This is a genomic window from Nitrospinota bacterium, from assembly GCA_029881495.1.
Taxonomy (GTDB): domain Bacteria; phylum Nitrospinota_A; class UBA7883; order JACRGQ01; family JACRGQ01; genus JAOUMJ01.
Genome location: JAOUMJ010000022.1, coordinates 1 through 15,448, shown reverse-complemented (window position 1 = coordinate 15,448; position 15,448 = coordinate 1). Strand labels below are relative to the sequence as shown.

General features: G+C 50.1%; 9 protein-coding genes. 6 read left to right on the top strand and 3 right to left on the bottom strand.

Annotation, left to right across the window (positions count from 1 at the left end; genetic code table 11):
* Window positions 1-171: 171 nt before the first annotated feature.
* The gene (locus OEY64_09795; protein MDH5543243.1) at window positions 172-813 is read right to left on the bottom strand and encodes an NAAT family transporter; all 642 of its coding nucleotides are present in this window, start codon (window positions 811-813) and stop codon (window positions 172-174) included.
* A gap of 399 nt (window positions 814-1,212) precedes the next feature.
* Between OEY64_09795 and OEY64_09790 the strand changes: the two genes are divergently transcribed.
* A complete protein-coding gene (locus OEY64_09790; protein ID MDH5543242.1) occupies window positions 1,213-2,109 on the top strand; it encodes a response regulator in 897 nt (298 codons plus the stop codon).
* Between the two features lie 462 nt (window positions 2,110-2,571).
* The gene (locus OEY64_09785; protein ID MDH5543241.1) at window positions 2,572-8,217 is read left to right on the top strand and encodes an Ig-like domain-containing protein; all 5,646 of its coding nucleotides are present in this window, start codon (window positions 2,572-2,574) and stop codon (window positions 8,215-8,217) included.
* 100 nt (window positions 8,218-8,317) lie between these two features.
* On the opposite strand, the gene OEY64_09780 is transcribed toward OEY64_09785, so the two are convergent.
* Window positions 8,318-9,292 carry a hypothetical protein gene (locus tag OEY64_09780; protein ID MDH5543240.1) on the bottom strand — a complete coding sequence of 325 codons (975 nt, stop codon included), beginning with the start codon at window positions 9,290-9,292 and terminating at the stop codon, window positions 8,318-8,320.
* 226 nt (window positions 9,293-9,518) lie between these two features.
* Between OEY64_09780 and OEY64_09775 the strand changes: the two genes are divergently transcribed.
* Window positions 9,519-10,298 carry a methyltransferase domain-containing protein gene (locus OEY64_09775; GenBank protein ID MDH5543239.1) on the top strand — a complete coding sequence of 260 codons (780 nt, stop codon included), beginning with the start codon at window positions 9,519-9,521 and terminating at the stop codon, window positions 10,296-10,298.
* Window positions 10,299-10,533: 235 nt separating this feature from the next.
* Here the strand turns inward: OEY64_09775 and OEY64_09770 are convergent, their stop codons facing one another.
* Complete coding sequence (locus OEY64_09770; protein ID MDH5543238.1) at window positions 10,534-11,697, bottom strand: tetratricopeptide repeat protein; 1,164 nt, start codon at window positions 11,695-11,697, stop codon at window positions 10,534-10,536.
* Between the two features lie 613 nt (window positions 11,698-12,310).
* Here OEY64_09770 and OEY64_09765 point away from each other — a divergent pair.
* The 3 genes from OEY64_09765 (at window position 12,311) to OEY64_09755 (ending at window position 15,282) form a co-directional block, all read left to right on the top strand.
* Window positions 12,311-12,580, top strand: a complete 270-nt coding sequence (locus OEY64_09765) for an RNA-binding protein (GenBank protein ID MDH5543237.1) — start codon at window positions 12,311-12,313, stop codon at window positions 12,578-12,580.
* A 79-nt stretch (window positions 12,581-12,659) separates the two neighbouring features.
* Window positions 12,660-13,907, top strand: a complete 1,248-nt coding sequence (locus tag OEY64_09760; protein ID MDH5543236.1) for a DEAD/DEAH box helicase — start codon at window positions 12,660-12,662, stop codon at window positions 13,905-13,907.
* Between the two features lie 235 nt (window positions 13,908-14,142).
* The gene (locus OEY64_09755; GenBank protein ID MDH5543235.1) at window positions 14,143-15,282 is read left to right on the top strand and encodes a patatin-like phospholipase family protein; all 1,140 of its coding nucleotides are present in this window, start codon (window positions 14,143-14,145) and stop codon (window positions 15,280-15,282) included.
* Window positions 15,283-15,448 lie beyond the last annotated feature (166 nt).

The window sequence follows — 15,448 nt, the reverse complement described above, 5'->3', positions numbered from 1 at the left end:
TTCTCCAGCGCTCCTCCTGCGTTGATTAACTGTTAGTCGCTATTTTAGCATAAATTTGCAAATTTTCAGAGCAGTAGTGGCCGAACAAATTATATTGATATATATGTAACATAAGAATACACCGCATAAATTGTCGGTGAAAACATTACGGAGCGAAAGGAAGCGCGGTTTTCAGGCAAGTATCGGGAAGAGCCCTTTAAGACCGTTCGCGATAATTTCCACAGAGATCGCCGCCAAAAGTAGCCCCATCAGCCTTGTGACTATGTTTATTCCTGTGCGACCAAGATGGGATGAAATTGAAACCCCCCAGCGGTATGTAAGCCATGTGAAGAGAGCGATTAAAATTATTGTAAGGATATATACAAGGTAGCCTGTCATGCTGGTTATCTTGTATGAATTGATAATGACATTGGAAATTGCCCCCGGCCCAGCGAGGAGCGGAATAGCCATAGGCACCACACCGATCGTTCTTACGTCTTCTGCCTCTTCTGCTTCTTGCTGTTCTTCTTTAGTTCTTTTAATGCCGGGGATTTGTGCGTTCAGCATGGCAATTGCGAGCAAAAATATCAATATCCCGCCCCCCACCTTGAATGCAGGTATGCTTATCCCGAACAGCTGGAGGAATTTTTCGCCTATCAGAAGTGAAACTATCAGCACTATCCCCATTGTTATGGCTGTGATGGTTGCGGTTTGCTTTTTTTGAAGTTCCGTCATCTGGGCTGTAAGGCTTAGGAAGATGGCTACCGAACCTATAGGATCAATGATTGCGAACAGGGATACTGCGTCTTTTCCTACTTTTACCCAGTCGAGCATCTCTTTCGGGCTCCATCATTACAATGAGAGATTGCTGTTTGTGATGAGAGTTGAATTCATTCACACTTCTCTAATTCTACATTAAGAATAATATTTTTAGTAGGCTGTATTTACTTCAATAATCGTGTAGCTTATTTGTAGAGGCAGGGGCGGCACTCAAAGATCATCTGATTGGCCGAACGGCTGTACCCGGTAAAACGGGAATAAAAGTTTGTTGCCAGCCCCGCCTCATTTAATTTCTTCCTTTAAATATTTTCATGTAAAATTTTCATAATAAAATCAGGCTTGTGGCCGCATACGATGATAATTTCCGTTTTAGACCCTAATGGGTATAAAATTGCGTTGAGTAGGAAATCTTCGTTATCGATATGGATACTTTTTCCGAGGTCATTAGTGGAAATGATAAGCGATCTGGAATTTCTAAGGCATATGGACAGGATCAAGGTGCTTCTGGTGGACGACCAGGCCAATATGATCAGAACCATGGAAAATATGCTTTCCGCTATCTGCACTTTTAAAAGAAAGCGCGATAACGTGTTCAAGGCGCGAAACGGAACGGACGCCCTTTCTGTTATTTTTCGCCAGACCGATGATCCGAACACGCAACTGGATCTGGTACTTCTCGACTGGAATATGCCGCAGACTCCGGGGATCGAAGTCTTGCGCACGGTAAGAAGGGCGGAAGAACCGTACATCAGGGATGTCCCGATCATTATGGTCACTGGCGAGGCGCACAAGGAAGACGTTGTAAACGCGATATACGAAGGGGCCAATGCCTATCTCCTCAAGCCCTTTCTGGTCAAGGATCTTCGTGAAAGGATGAATCCGATCTTGAGAAACAAATGGTCTGGATTGGAAATTTCCCGTGCACAAAACAGGCGCAGTGAAGTTCGATGGGGGATGCGCGAGGTGCCGCTGAACATCCGGGTGGAACTTTCGGACGGCACGAAAAAGTATGGCGTTGTGAAGAATCTTTCCAGCGGCGGTCTGCGGGTTGACATGGGAGAGCAGGAGGAGGCGGATGTTGTTCCGCTGGATGAAATGCAAAACGGCGGTAACAGCTCCGATATTCAGGATGCCGTCTCTATATATTTCCCAGACAGGGCCAAACCGGATGATGCTATAAACAAAATTGAGGTAAAGACTGTCGCCAAAGGTATCGACAACGATGAGAAACATCTCTTTTTCTCACTGCACTTTCATAGCGGGATCCAAAATGACGAGATCAGCGCTAAGTGGAATGATTGGATAGAGACGGCTAAGGAACGGGAACTTGCATACAGGGCAAACTGGTAGTATTGACCCCCTTCCGGCCGCTCCTTACCCGACAAAAAATGGCAGATTCCTACAAAATTCGTTTTTACTACTCAACATGCAAAACCTTTGATCTTACATTTCTCAATAGTGTCAAAAATCCGAACTGGGATGCGATTAGGTTTTCCGTTCAAACTATTTGGAAATCCGGGTATTTTAGATGCACTAGGTATAATAATATGCACATTTATGCCAAAATCATCAATTGAAACAAATATTTCCACAAATGTAGACAAATCAAGGCCGGGATGTGCTATTTTAGATATATCATTATTATTCAATAGCTTTGAAAGATATCATTCCGTATCGTAATGTTTCGCCAAAAATATGGCGGGGTTTAAAATAATTGGTATGAACATTGCCCTATTTTTTATGCAGAAGTGTGCAGGGATTTGAAGGTAAATCGATTTTTTTTAATTCTTTATGTTTGGAAGTGAGTTTGTAATGTTTCTTCGTCCGGCTGTAAAATTTATTTTTGCGGCGGCTTTTGCGGTCATCTTTGCCTCATGCGGCATTCAGCAGACAGGCAATGAGCCTTCTATTCCGCAGAATGTAGTAGCCACCGCGGCGGAACCGGGTATCGTGGAAGTTACGCTTACCTGGAACGAAGTCTTCAGGGCAGACTCCTACAATATCTACTGGGTGAAGGAAGCGCCTACCTCTACCGACACATCGACCTTGACATCCACAGACACGCTGACATCTACCTCAACAGACACATTTATCCTTGATCTTCCTGCTGGGCCAATAGTTTCTTCGACAAACGGCACAAAGATTAACGGAATTTTAAAACCTACATATACGCACAAGGATCTAGAAGGGGGTTCGAAGTATTACTATGTCGTGACGGCTGTAAGCAGGTATGGCGAGAGCAAGGAGTCGGCTGTCGTAAACGCCACGCCGATTGCGATGCCTGCCGCTCCTACCGTATCCGGGACAACACCTAGCCTCGACAGCACCCCCGTATGGACATGGTTCGGTAACGGCGGAGGGAACGGAACCTTTAGATACGCGGTAGATGATGAGACCGCGATAGTGGACGCAATGGAAACTACCGAGCTGACATACACGCCGGATCTCCCCGGATTTCCGAACGGCGTTTACACCCTTTACGTACAGGAGAGGAACGACTTTGGCGACTGGTCGATATCCGGATATTTTGATATCAAGGTGGATGGACCGGTCCCCAGCCCCCCTGTAGTATCTGTCGAAAATCCGCCAAAGACAAAAGATCCCACCCCTACATGGAGCTGGGTTGCGGGTGGTGGGGGGAACGGAACATTCAGATATAAACTTGACGACAAGGATCTTTCAGTAGCTTCCACAGAGACCACTTTTCTTGAATTCACTCCAACATCCGCACTCACGGATGGTCCGCACACACTTTACGTTCAGGAGCGGGACGAACCGGGCAACTGGTCCGATTCCGGCTTCGCCGCGATCATAGTAGATACCACCCCGCCGAACGCGCCTGTCGTCACCGGCTCGTCACCGACAGACAATACTCAGCCGACATGGAGCTGGACCCCCGGCGACGGCGACGGCGTCGGCACTTACAGGTACAGGATGAACAACCCGGACATGACGGCAAACACAACGGAAACTACAGCAACTTCTCTCGTCCCATCATCGCCGCTCGCGGACGGTACATATACCCTCTATGTGCAGGAACGGGATGAATTGGGTAACTGGTCCGACAGCGGAAGCAAGGCGATAATCGTCGATACGACTGCGCCGGATGTCACTGTCGATCCTCTCACTACGAATGATCAGAGGCCGCCGCTTTCAGGCACGGTGACGGATAATGATCCGGACACGGTCGTCACCCTCGTCGTAAACGGACAGGCCAAGACCGCTGTGAATAACGGCGACGGCACATGGATACTTGCGGACAACAGCCTTACCGTTCTTCCTGAAGGGGTATACGACGTTAAAGCGAAGGCCACAGATACGGTCGGCCTCTTCGCGAACGATGCTACCACGAACGAACTTGATATAGACCTCACCCCGCCGGTGGTTACCGTCAACAGTTTGAACACGAAGAGCGCGAATCCAGAATTGACTGGGAACGTGGATGACATTACCGCGGCCATATCGGTAAAGGTTGGCGCGCAAGCCCCCAAGATCGCTACGAACAATGCGAACGGTTCATGGACGCTTATCGCCGGAAGCCTGAACTCCGACCTTACGGATGGAACATACGAGGTATTGGTCACTGCTCTTGATGTCGCGGGCAATTCGGCAACCGACGCGACGACAAATGAACTTCTTGTTGATCTCACAAAACCTGTAGTGACGGTCGATACGCTCGTTACGAACAACAACCGCCCACAGCTTACAGGAACGGTCGACGACAACGGCGCGACGATCTCTGTGGTCGTAAACGCGCAGACGAAGACTGCAGTGAACAACGGCAACGGCACTTGGACGCTTGCGGCTAATGCTCTTGCCGCGCTCACGGATAATACATATGACGTCGCGGTCACGGCCACAGACGGAGTCGGCAACGCGGGGACGGATGCGACTTTCGATGAACTCCTTATAGACCAGACCCTCCCATCCGCTCCGGGGATCCCGACTGATGACGGTCTGTATACATCGTCGACGACGGTGATCTTCACATGGGCGGCGGGTGCGGATATGCAGAGCGGCGTAGCAAGCTACAACCTGCAGGTAGGAACCGCCCCGGGCGGGAGCAACATATTCAGCGGCGATGTCGGCAATGTTCTCACGAAGGATATTGCCGGTTCACACGGGCAGACCCTTTACGCCCGCGTACAGTCGGTGAACGGTACGGGTGACGTAAGCCCATGGTCGGGAAACAGCGACGGGATCACGATAGATACATCTCCGCCCGGCGTGCCGGGAGTTCCGACGGACGCCGGGGTCTACACAACGTCAACTACGGTGACCTTCATCTGGACAGGCGCTACTGATGCCGACAGCGGCGTCACTTCATACAATCTGCAGGTCGGTACATCGCCGGGGGGTAGCGATATCTTCAGCGGGGATGTCGGCAACGTACTTACAAAGAACGTGACAGGCTCTAACGGTAATACGTTATACGCCCGCGTTCAGGCGGTAAACGGCGCCGGGTCGACAGGCGCATGGTCCGGCAACAGCAACGGAATAACTATAGATACAACTTCGCCGACGACCCCCGGAACGCCTACCGATATCGGCGTTTACAGCGGCTCTACCACAGTGACATTCAACTGGACGGCGGCAACCGACCCTGAAAGCACGGTCGTAAACTACTACCTCCAGGTCGGTACGACCCCCGGCGGGAGCAACAAGTTCAACGGTCCAATCGGCAACGTCCTCACATACGATATTAACGGCGTGACCGGCGACATCCTCTACGCGCGGGTTCAGGCGGAGAACGGCGCGGGTACGGTGGGTAGCTGGTCTGGGAACAGCGACGGCATAACGATAGACACTACTGCTCCTTCATCGCCGGGGATACCGTCAGACGCTGGGGTGTACAGCACTTCGACATCGGTGACATTCAACTGGACCCCTGCCGTTGATGGAAACAGCGGCGTGACATCCTATTATCTTCAAGTAGGCACATCTCAGGGTGGAAGCGACATCTTCAACGGCGACGTCGGCAACGTACTCACGAAAACTGTTACCGGTTCGCATTCGCAAACGTTATACGCGCGCGTGCAGGCCGTTAACGGGGCGGGGCTTAGCGGAGCGTTTTCAGGCAACAGCGACGGGATAACGATAGATATCACACAGCCAAGCACACCCGGCACCCCGACAGACGGAGGAACATATACTTCTAACACAACGGTTACATTCAGCTGGGTCGCCTCGGCGGACGCCGAGAGCGGGGTCGCCAGTTACGTTCTCCAGGTCGGCACCACGCCGGGCGGGAGCGACGTATTCAACGCTGATGTCGGAAATGTTCTTTCAAAGAATATTACCGGCAACAACGGCGATACCCTATACGCGAAAGTTCAGGCGGTAAACGGCGCCGGAACCGCGGGGAGTTTCTCCGCGAACAGCGACGGGATAACGATAGATACATCGGCTTCGTCAGCGCCGGGAATACCGACAGATGCTGGGCTATGGAGCACGAGCGCTACGGTGACGTTCAACTGGGCTGCGGCGACAGACGCCGGAAGCGGAATAGCGAGCTACAACCTTCAGGTTGGGACCGCTCCGGGGGGAAGCGACATATTCAGCGGCAATGTCGGCAATGTCCTTACGAAGAATGTTACCGGCGTTGATACGAATACGCTTTACGCCCGTGTTCAGGCGGTGAACGGCGCGGGATTGACGGGCGCGTGGTCGGGGAACAGCGACGGCATTACTATCGACATAACTCTGCCGACAGCACCGGGCACCCCCACCGACGCTGGGGTATACAGTCAGGTCACCACCGTGACATTCAGCTGGGGGGCATCTGCTGATGTAGGTGGTAGCGGCGTGGCGAGCTACGAACTGCAAGTAGGTACGATACCTGGAGGGAGTACCAAGTTCAGCGGCACAGTCGGCAATGTTCTGACCAAGGATATAACCGGTGCAGATGGAGAGACTCTATTCGCTAAAGTGCGCGCGGTCGATACTGCCGGCAATATCGGCGCGTGGTCGGGGAACAGTGACGGAATAGATATCGATACCACCCCTCCGTCCGTAACAATTAAGAGCCCGGCAAGCGGCGCGACGAATGTCGCCATTGATACAAAAGTTATCGCCACATTCTCGGAGCCGATGGATACCGCGACGATAGACGGCACATCGTTTACAGTCACAGACCCGGTCTCTGGCGGAGTCGCAGGAACTTTAGGTTTTAGCGGTGGTGATACGGTCGCGACCTTCACGCCGAACGCATGGCTCCCTTCGGCAAAGGCGCAGTATTCGGTAGATCTTGCGGGGACCATCACCGATCCAGCGGGCAACGCTCTTCCGGCTACGTCGTGGAACTTCACTTCGATCGGTAAGGTAGCGGCTACCGACCCGCAGGCGTCTGACGGGTTTGGCGAAGCGGTCGCCATTAGCGGTGACTACATGATAGTCGGCGCGCCTTACGAGGATGCCGGTGGGGCGGACGCGGGGGCGGCGTATATATACAAGAGAGATGCAACCTACAATAGCTGGGGGAGAGCGACCAAGATAGTGGCGAGCGATCCGGCGGCGGGGGATAACTTCGGCAAGTCGGTTGCCATCAGCGGAAGCTATGCGATCGTCGGCGCGTCTGGAAAGAATTCCAGTCAAGGCGTTGCATATGTTTACAAGCTGATTACTCCGGCTACAAACACATGGTCGGCGGGAACAAAAATACTTTCAGGCGGCGGTTCCGCGAACGGATTGTTCGGTAAATCGGTTTCTATAAGCGGACTCTTTGCGATAGTCGGTGCACCGCAAGAGGATCCAGGCGCGGTCGGAGATGCCGGCGCGGCATATGTATTCATGGATGACGGCTCCAATACATGGGGCGACAGGGCGCAGTTGCTTCCGCTTGTCAGCGCCGCCGGGGCTCAGTTCGGATTTTCGGTTGCGATAGACGGCGACAACGCAATGGTAGGCGCTCCGTACCAGTCGCTATGGGGAGCGAATTCGGGAGCGGTTCATCCATTCAATAAGGCAAATCCCGTGGTTAATACATGGACGACCGGAAACAACGTGATGGTCGTTTACGCCGCAGGAGATAAGTTCGGATATTCGGTCGCCTTGAGCGCAAGCTATGCTCTTGTCGGCGCGATAGATAGGACCACATCTTCGGCAACTTCTGGAGCGGCATTCCTTCTTACAAATAACGGCACCAACTCATGGACGGGCGGAACTTCCGAAGTGAAGGCCACGACCCCTGTGACCGGCGCGGCGTTTGGGAACTCGGTTGCGATAAACGGCAATAATGCTGTTGTCGGCTCGTATCTGGAAAATGGCGAGGCTGGAGCGGCCTATACTTTCCTTGCTACGGCACCTACTGTCGTGACGAAAGTTACTCCGTATGATGCGGCGGCGGGAGACAGGTTCGGTATGTCGGTCGGTACGACAACTACTAACAGGGTGGTCGGTGCGCCTCAGGAAGATCCCGGCTCGACTAGCAACGCAGGTTCCGCCTACATCAATCCGTAATTCAGCAACTCCTTGCCGGGCGGTTAAAGGGTCGGGCTGTTACTTGCAGATAGGCATGGCTGGTCCAGGCTGGGTATATTGGATGGGCCAAGTGTCGACGCTAAAACCCGAACCCGATGAAGAGAATTGCCTGTTCGTAATCCGCCATCCGTTCCTTCGATCCGTACATCGATTTGAAATCGATCCCAATATTAAAGGTTTCGTTCGGATTGAACAGAATCCCTCCACCAACGAAGTATCCGTAAAAGATATCCTTTGTGTTTGAAACGGTGGTGGTCCCTGCTACCCCTTTTTCGGTTATCTGCATGCTTGCCCCTCCCAGCGAGATGTAGGGGAGGAATATTTCTGTGACCTGGATATATTTCTTAATTCCGAAATCGAATTCAAGCATGGTGTTCTGCACGGCTACTTCGGAACCGATAAGAGCGATGTTTCCTACAGAGAAAGATTGAGATATTCCCGCAAGTGCGGAGACGGGCCAGCTCTTTTTGGCATAATCGAATTCAAAGCCGGTATTTCGCTGTGAGCGAATAACCTTTGGCTCCCAATAGTTGTTCTTCAGGTTCTTAAGGCCATAGATTATGTTTATGTTAGTCAGATTTCTGTTTCTCATTTTTTTGGATGATTTTTTCGCGGGCTGACCGGCCTCGTCCTTCTTGTCTTCCCTGCTTTCTTCCTTTTTGCTATCAGGTTTCTTTAAGTCATCATTTCTTGTCGGGGGCGGGGGTGGGATGTTGTGCCAGACAATGTTTTTCACCTCAGGATACTTTTTTGCTATCTCTTCAGCCTTGATCCGCATGATGAACCAGTCCCTCTGCAGGTGGAGCCTTTTCCCGGACAGGCGCGAGCGCGGCATCCGCGGCATGTTGAGATGGAGTGTGCCAAAAGCAAACTCCCTCACCTTCACGTTGAATTGGAAACGCTCGAAAAGGGATTCTTTGTCGTAATCCTTCTGGATAAGTTTTGCGACTTCAGACGACCTTCTTACCGCTTCCGCGCCGTTGGTTCCGATAATGTCCATGGTGAGAGCTAGCGCAACCGTCAGGATTAAAATTTTGAAGGAGGTATGTTTCACTCTGCCCCGCCGCACCAAAAGGATTTCATGGTTTTTCATTATACTTCGACTTTGCAAAAAGGGAGTAATCGGTAAATGAGATATAAGTTGACCTTTTCCCGGGAGAACATGCGGAATTTGCATTATGGGAGCGATTAAGGTTTACTGTTTATAGAAATTACTCAGTTGGAGAATCGCCACTCTCCAACGTAAGGGTGAAATATCATTGAAACAAAATAGGAGTACAATGCTAAAAAGACACAGTATACAGTTTCCAAAACCCGAATTATCCAGTCTTGGCCAGAATGAAGTCTATTTCTATCTTCAGGGTTCTGGAGGACGACGTAAAATCAAATTCCATGATTATGATGAAATTTACCAAGTACAAGATCTGTACGAGCAGATATTTTATGACCGCTTGAAGTGCGCATCTCCTGCCAAGGTAGCAACCATTATTGAATCTGCCGTAAAACAATCTCAAGATAATTTCTCCGAGTTGCGAGTATTGGATCTCGGCGCAGGTAACGGCATGATGGGGGAGGAGCTGAAAAAACATGGTGTTTCCCGCCTGGTAGGGGTGGATATTATCCCGGAAGCATATGATGCCACTATGCGTGACAGGCCCGGTGTGTACGATGCCTACTATGTCGAAGATTTCACCAGCCTGGATAAAGAAAAAAGAGAAGAAATCGCCTCATGGCAGTGTGACTGCATGGTAACGGTTGCCTCTTTGGGGTTTGGAGATATTCCAACCAAGGCATTCATTGAGGCCTTTAACATTATCAAGGATGAAGGGTGGGTCGCATTCAATATAAAAGAGTCTTTCTTTGATGTCAGTGATGAATCAGGGTTTTCGAAAATGATCCGCGAATTGATATTTTCGAAATATCTTGATGTTTACCACATAGAGCGATATCGGCACAGATTGTCTGTTGAAGGCCAACCTCTTTATTACTTCGCAATTGCTGGCCGGAAAAATTTTGATGTTCCAAATGAGTTTCTTGATTCAAAAGGTATCATTACCTGACAAGATAATCACCTTGGTGTAGGCTTGTGGGATTTTGCCATCGCATAAGCCTATGCTTGGCGGTGCCAAAACTCGTCGCACTCGGATGAAGGAACTGGCTGAAAAGTATTTTCGTTGCGGTTCCCCTCGGCTCCATCTGCGTTCGAAGTATTAAGTATATGTGATTAACCATAACCGCACAGATTGGATTTTCCATGACGCGGGGTTATATGCAAGGAAAAAAAGGGAAGATGTATCAGGATAGTTTTTTAAGCTCGGCCAATGCTTCTGGAAATTGCGGTTTGAGCTCAAGCGCCTTGTAGAAACAGTCTCTTGCCCGGTCGTAGCTTTTCCCCTCGAGAAACGCTTTGCCCATATTGAAGTAGAGGCCTTCGTCATCCTTGTAAATGGCGAGCGCTTTCCGGTATTCTTCGACCGCCTTCTGCCATCTCCCCTGTCGCCTGAGCGCGATCCCGAGTTTGTTGTAGGTGGCGATATGGTTTTCATCCCGCTCCAGATATTTGCGTAGATACTCTTCGGCCTTTTCCGCCTTTTCGCTTGCAATGAGGGTTTCGCTAACCTCTATGCTCTTGTGCGGGTTGAGCTTTATCGCTTTCTGGAAGGCCGCATCCGCCTTTTCAGTGTCGCCATTTTCCAGATGGAGTTTCGCTATCTGCATCATTCTGTCAGGATTGTTAGGGCTTATCTCCGCGGCTTTGTTCAGGAAGGCGAGAGCCGTGGATGATTTCTTAAGTTTCAGGAACATGTTGGCGGCGGCATTGTAAGCCTTGATGTATTTTGGGTTAATTTTCACAGCTTCCTTGTAGCTCTCTGTGGCGTGGTTGTAATCCTTTTTGACTTCGTGCACTTCGCCAATATTTACAAATATCCTCGCGCTTTTGTTCAGCTTTTTTGAAAGATTGAATTGAGCAAGCGCCTCCTCGTATTTCTGGCTTTTAAAGAGCTCTTCGCCCTGCATTATCAGCTTTATATGTTCCGGCGGATTCTTGCGCGCTTCTATGATGGCCAAAGCCTTTTCTACAAACGCGGATGGGGTAAACGGCTTTACGATGAATCCGTTAACCCCTATTTCGGCGGCCATGCTTATCTGTTCAGGAGTAAGGTCGGAGGAGAGTATCAGTATCGGCAGGTTCTCGAGGTTGGCATCCCCCCTGATCTCGCGGGCTACTTCCATCCCGCTTATCTTCACAAGATCCATGTCGAGAACCACGAAGTATTCCCGGGTGCGAAATCCGCGCTTTAAGGTAGTGAGGGTTTTGTCGCCGGATTCGGTCGGCACCACGCTGACGCACCCGGCCTGCCGAAGGATATCGGAAACCGTCACCATAAGAGATTCACTGCTTATTCCAAGCAGAAAGGATATCCCTTTAAGCGCCTCTTTTGTATTCGCTTTATCCATTCAGAAACCCCAATTTAAACTGACTCCCGTAATATATTAGTATATGTGTCGTTCTAGGAGTGATTTTATTTTCATCAGGCTTGAGCGGAAGTTTTTTCGTAATTCTCTTGCAGCTACTCCTCCTCACCCTGTTAGTTTTTTCGACCGGTTTTGATCTTTCTTAAGCTTTCCTTTGGCAAGTGGCATAAATTCAGTGCACTACGACCGCTTCAAAAATTACTCTCGCTTTTGAATTTTTTCTGCCCTTGGTAGGTGCGGTGGATTATTGCCCTTTTTTCCGAATTCCATCCAATATGAGGGTCCGGTTTTCATGGGAGCCTCTTTTTTAAAAAAATATCGGCACCGGAGGTTTATGTTTTTATCCGCAGGGCATTTAACTCCACTTATCGGGCGCATTTGCCGGTAAGGAGAGCAAATGCCCCTTTGAAAATAAAAGTTATGTAAACCAGGTAAAAGGTGCTACACTTCAGCAGTTACATTAATACGCCACATTTTGGCAAATGCTGAAGTAGATAAACCCGCCTCAGATTTTCTTTCCAAAGTTGGGCTACGCGATACGTTTTATCCATTTAAGGATATACGTCAATAATTTTTTTTTTAGGATGGTACATATATAGTGAAGATTTTTACAGGCAACCTTTCATTTGAAACAACGGAATCGGACCTTCGCGAACTTTTCGAGAAGCATGGCGAGCTGGAATCTTGCAAGCTTATCACGGACAGGGACACAGGCCGTTCCCGCGGATTCGCGTTCATTGAGATGGATAATTCAGCCGCTGACGCCGCCATAAAGGAGCTCAACGGAATGGATTACAAGGGACGCAACATGAAGGTGAGCCAGGCAGAAGACAGGAAGCCGAATACCTCAAGGGGCTACCGATAACGGTAGGAACCTGTTCCCCCCGCTTCCAGCGGGGGGGATATTTCAAAATAATTTCAAACAGTTAAGGAAAATATTCAGCATGAATAAAACAACATTTGCGGAGTTGGGTCTTATCGAACCACTGCTCCGAGCATTGAGCGGGGAAAAATATGAATTTCCCACACCGATACAGGCCGAAGCAATTCCGCATCTTTTGGCAGGGAAAGACCTGCTGGGAGCCGCGCAAACCGGTACAGGTAAAACGGCGGCTTTTTCCCTCCCAATACTGCAACGTCTTTCAGCAGGAAAGATTTCAGGAAAAAGAAACTCACCTCGAGCCCTCATTCTCGCTCCGACCAGGGAACTGGCGAATCAGGTATGTGAAAGTTTCAAGACTTACAGCAGATATTTGAAAATAACCTGCGCGGCGGTCTATGGCGGGGTGCCTATGTACTCCCAGATAAGGGCGCTTTCGCGAAACGTGGACGTTCTTGTGGCGACGCCGGGAAGACTTCTGGATCTGATGAATCAGCGTCACATATTCCTCGATTGTCTGGAGGTCTTCACGCTTGATGAAGCGGACCGGATGCTCGATATGGGATTTATCGACGACATCAAAAAGATAATCGCGAAGATACCTGATAACAGGCAGACAATGTTCTTCTCCGCCACGATGCCGGGCGAAGCTTCACAGCTGGCCGCGAGGCTCCTGAAGGATCCCATTCACATTAAGGTGAATCCGATCTCTTCTACCGCGGTGAAGGTGGAGCAGAAGGTTCTTTTTGTGGATCGTCAGGACAAGGAGGCTCTCCTCTTTTCCATTCTGGAAGATGCGGCGATAAACCGCGCGCTGATATTCACAAGGACAAAGCATAAGGCGAACAACATCGCTCAGAAGCTGAACAGGAATATGGTTAAAGCAGAGGCGATACACGGCAATAAGTCGCAGTCGGCTCGCATGCAGGCGCTTAGGAAATTCAGCAACGGGCAGGTTCGTGTTCTCGTGGCCACAGACGTGGCGTCGCGCGGAATAGACGTTAAGGACATCTCGCACGTTATAAATTTTGAAATGCCGAACGAACCGGAAAATTACGTTCACCGGATAGGGCGAACGGCGAGAGCCGGCGCTTCCGGCATCGCCATATCGTTCTGCGACAGCGAGGAGCGTGGATTTCTCGGAAGCATTGAGCGGATAACCAAATCTATCCTTCCTGTGGACGAAAGCCACGCGTGGCATTCACCCGCGGCCGCAGCGTCCAGGATAAAGGCCGAATTCAACAGGCGACCGGCGAAGCGCGGAAATTTCAGACCGCGACGCAACTACGGTCACCAGCGAGCCGCAAGGTAGTCTTAGCATTCCATTCATATCCGCGCTCCCTTTGGAGCGCGGATTTTTATTTTCAAGTCCCTTTTCGTTGATGATCCGTAAAATCTGCAAATAAAATTCGCTGATATTGCCATCTCTCTTCCCTGTGTTGTCAGTCGATGAATTAAATTCTTCCTGAAGCCCCGTCCGTGCCCGTCTGCTATAATTTAAATCGTATAATTCGTCAGCGTTAACGACATTTTTCGGAGAGAAGCAAATGAGTAAATCCGGGCTTGTACTTGTCGGTGGCGGAGCGCGCACAGCTTACCAGACAGGCGTAATAAAGGCGGTTTCCGAAATGACCGACAGCAAGGAAATTCCATTTAAGATAATCACCGGAGTTTCCGCGGGGGCCGTTAATGGAGCTGCGCTTGCGTATGGCGCGTACGATTTCCGAAAGACTTCGGAGTGGCTTTGGAAGCTCTGGAGCGGCTTGAAAATAGATATGGTCATTCGCTCGGACGGCATCTCCCTCATATCTCTTGGTGTAAAGCTCCTCATGAATCTCGTACTTGGCGGGAGGCTTGGCCTATCCGAAGCGAACTATCTGATGGATACCGCGCCGCTGAGAAGTCTGCTGGAGAGGGAGGTAAATTTCCATACAATAAAGAGGAATATTCAGCGCGGCGTTATCGATGCATTGGCTATCAGCGCCACGAACTATCGCACCGGCACCAATATGACATTTTTCGATTCCAATTTACCGTTCGAGGATTGGGAAAGGAGCCAAAGAATATCGAAGCGGACCAGCTTGACCGTTGATCATATAATGGCCTCGACCGCTATACCGCTCTTCTTCCCCCCTCGGAAACTCGACGACAATTTTTACGGCGATGGAAGCATAAGGCTTATCTCTCCGCTCAGCTCGGCCATCCATCTAGGAGCCGACAAGGTATTCGCTATCGGGAGCAGAAAACCGCGCACGCAGGATTATCTGCAAAGCAAGAATGATGAGAAAACGGAGAAGGTTGTGCTTGCCGATATAGCGGGGCTTTTGATGAACTCCATTTTTCTCGATTCGCTGGACTCTGATATAGAAAGAATGGAGCGCGTAAACCGTACGATCAGCAGAATGAACCAGTTTTCACGTGCCAGCCACCCGGACAACCTCAGGGAGGTTCCGTTGCTTGTCATAAGGCCGTCCCGCGATCTTGGTAAGCTGGCGAGCCAGCAATTTCACAGGTTCCCGTTCATGATGAGACATCTCTTAAGCGGTATCGGGGTTAGCGAGAAGTCGGGGCGGGAACTCCTTTCATACCTGTCGTTTGATACGAACTACACAACAATCCTTCTGAATCTCGGCTACTGCGATGCTCTGGAAAAGGAGAAGGAGATACGGGAGTTTTTGAAATATTGATTGGGTAAGGAGTTGTACGAGAGGAAAGAAATTCCGATTATCTCCATAAAGGCATTTCAGGTAGCGGGGGCAGGAGCTGTGGAAGTTTGTTTGGATTGCCTTCTATTTCCTGTCGGAAATGCCCTCCCTCTTCGGTCGGGCACGAAGGCAAGTGTTCAAATCCTGC

Coding starts and splice junctions, on each gene's coding strand:
- OEY64_09775 (MDH5543239.1), top strand. CDS start 9,519: ATGCTAAAAAGACACAGTATACAGTTTCCAAAACCCGAATTATCCAGT.
- OEY64_09755 (MDH5543235.1), top strand. CDS start 14,143: ATGAGTAAATCCGGGCTTGTACTTGTCGGTGGCGGAGCGCGCACAGCT.
- OEY64_09785 (MDH5543241.1), top strand. CDS start 2,572: ATGTTTCTTCGTCCGGCTGTAAAATTTATTTTTGCGGCGGCTTTTGCG.
- OEY64_09770 (MDH5543238.1), bottom strand. CDS start 11,697: ATGGATAAAGCGAATACAAAAGAGGCGCTTAAAGGGATATCCTTTCTG.
- OEY64_09795 (MDH5543243.1), bottom strand. CDS start 813: ATGCTCGACTGGGTAAAAGTAGGAAAAGACGCAGTATCCCTGTTCGCA.
- OEY64_09790 (MDH5543242.1), top strand. CDS start 1,213: ATGATAAGCGATCTGGAATTTCTAAGGCATATGGACAGGATCAAGGTG.
- OEY64_09760 (MDH5543236.1), top strand. CDS start 12,660: ATGAATAAAACAACATTTGCGGAGTTGGGTCTTATCGAACCACTGCTC.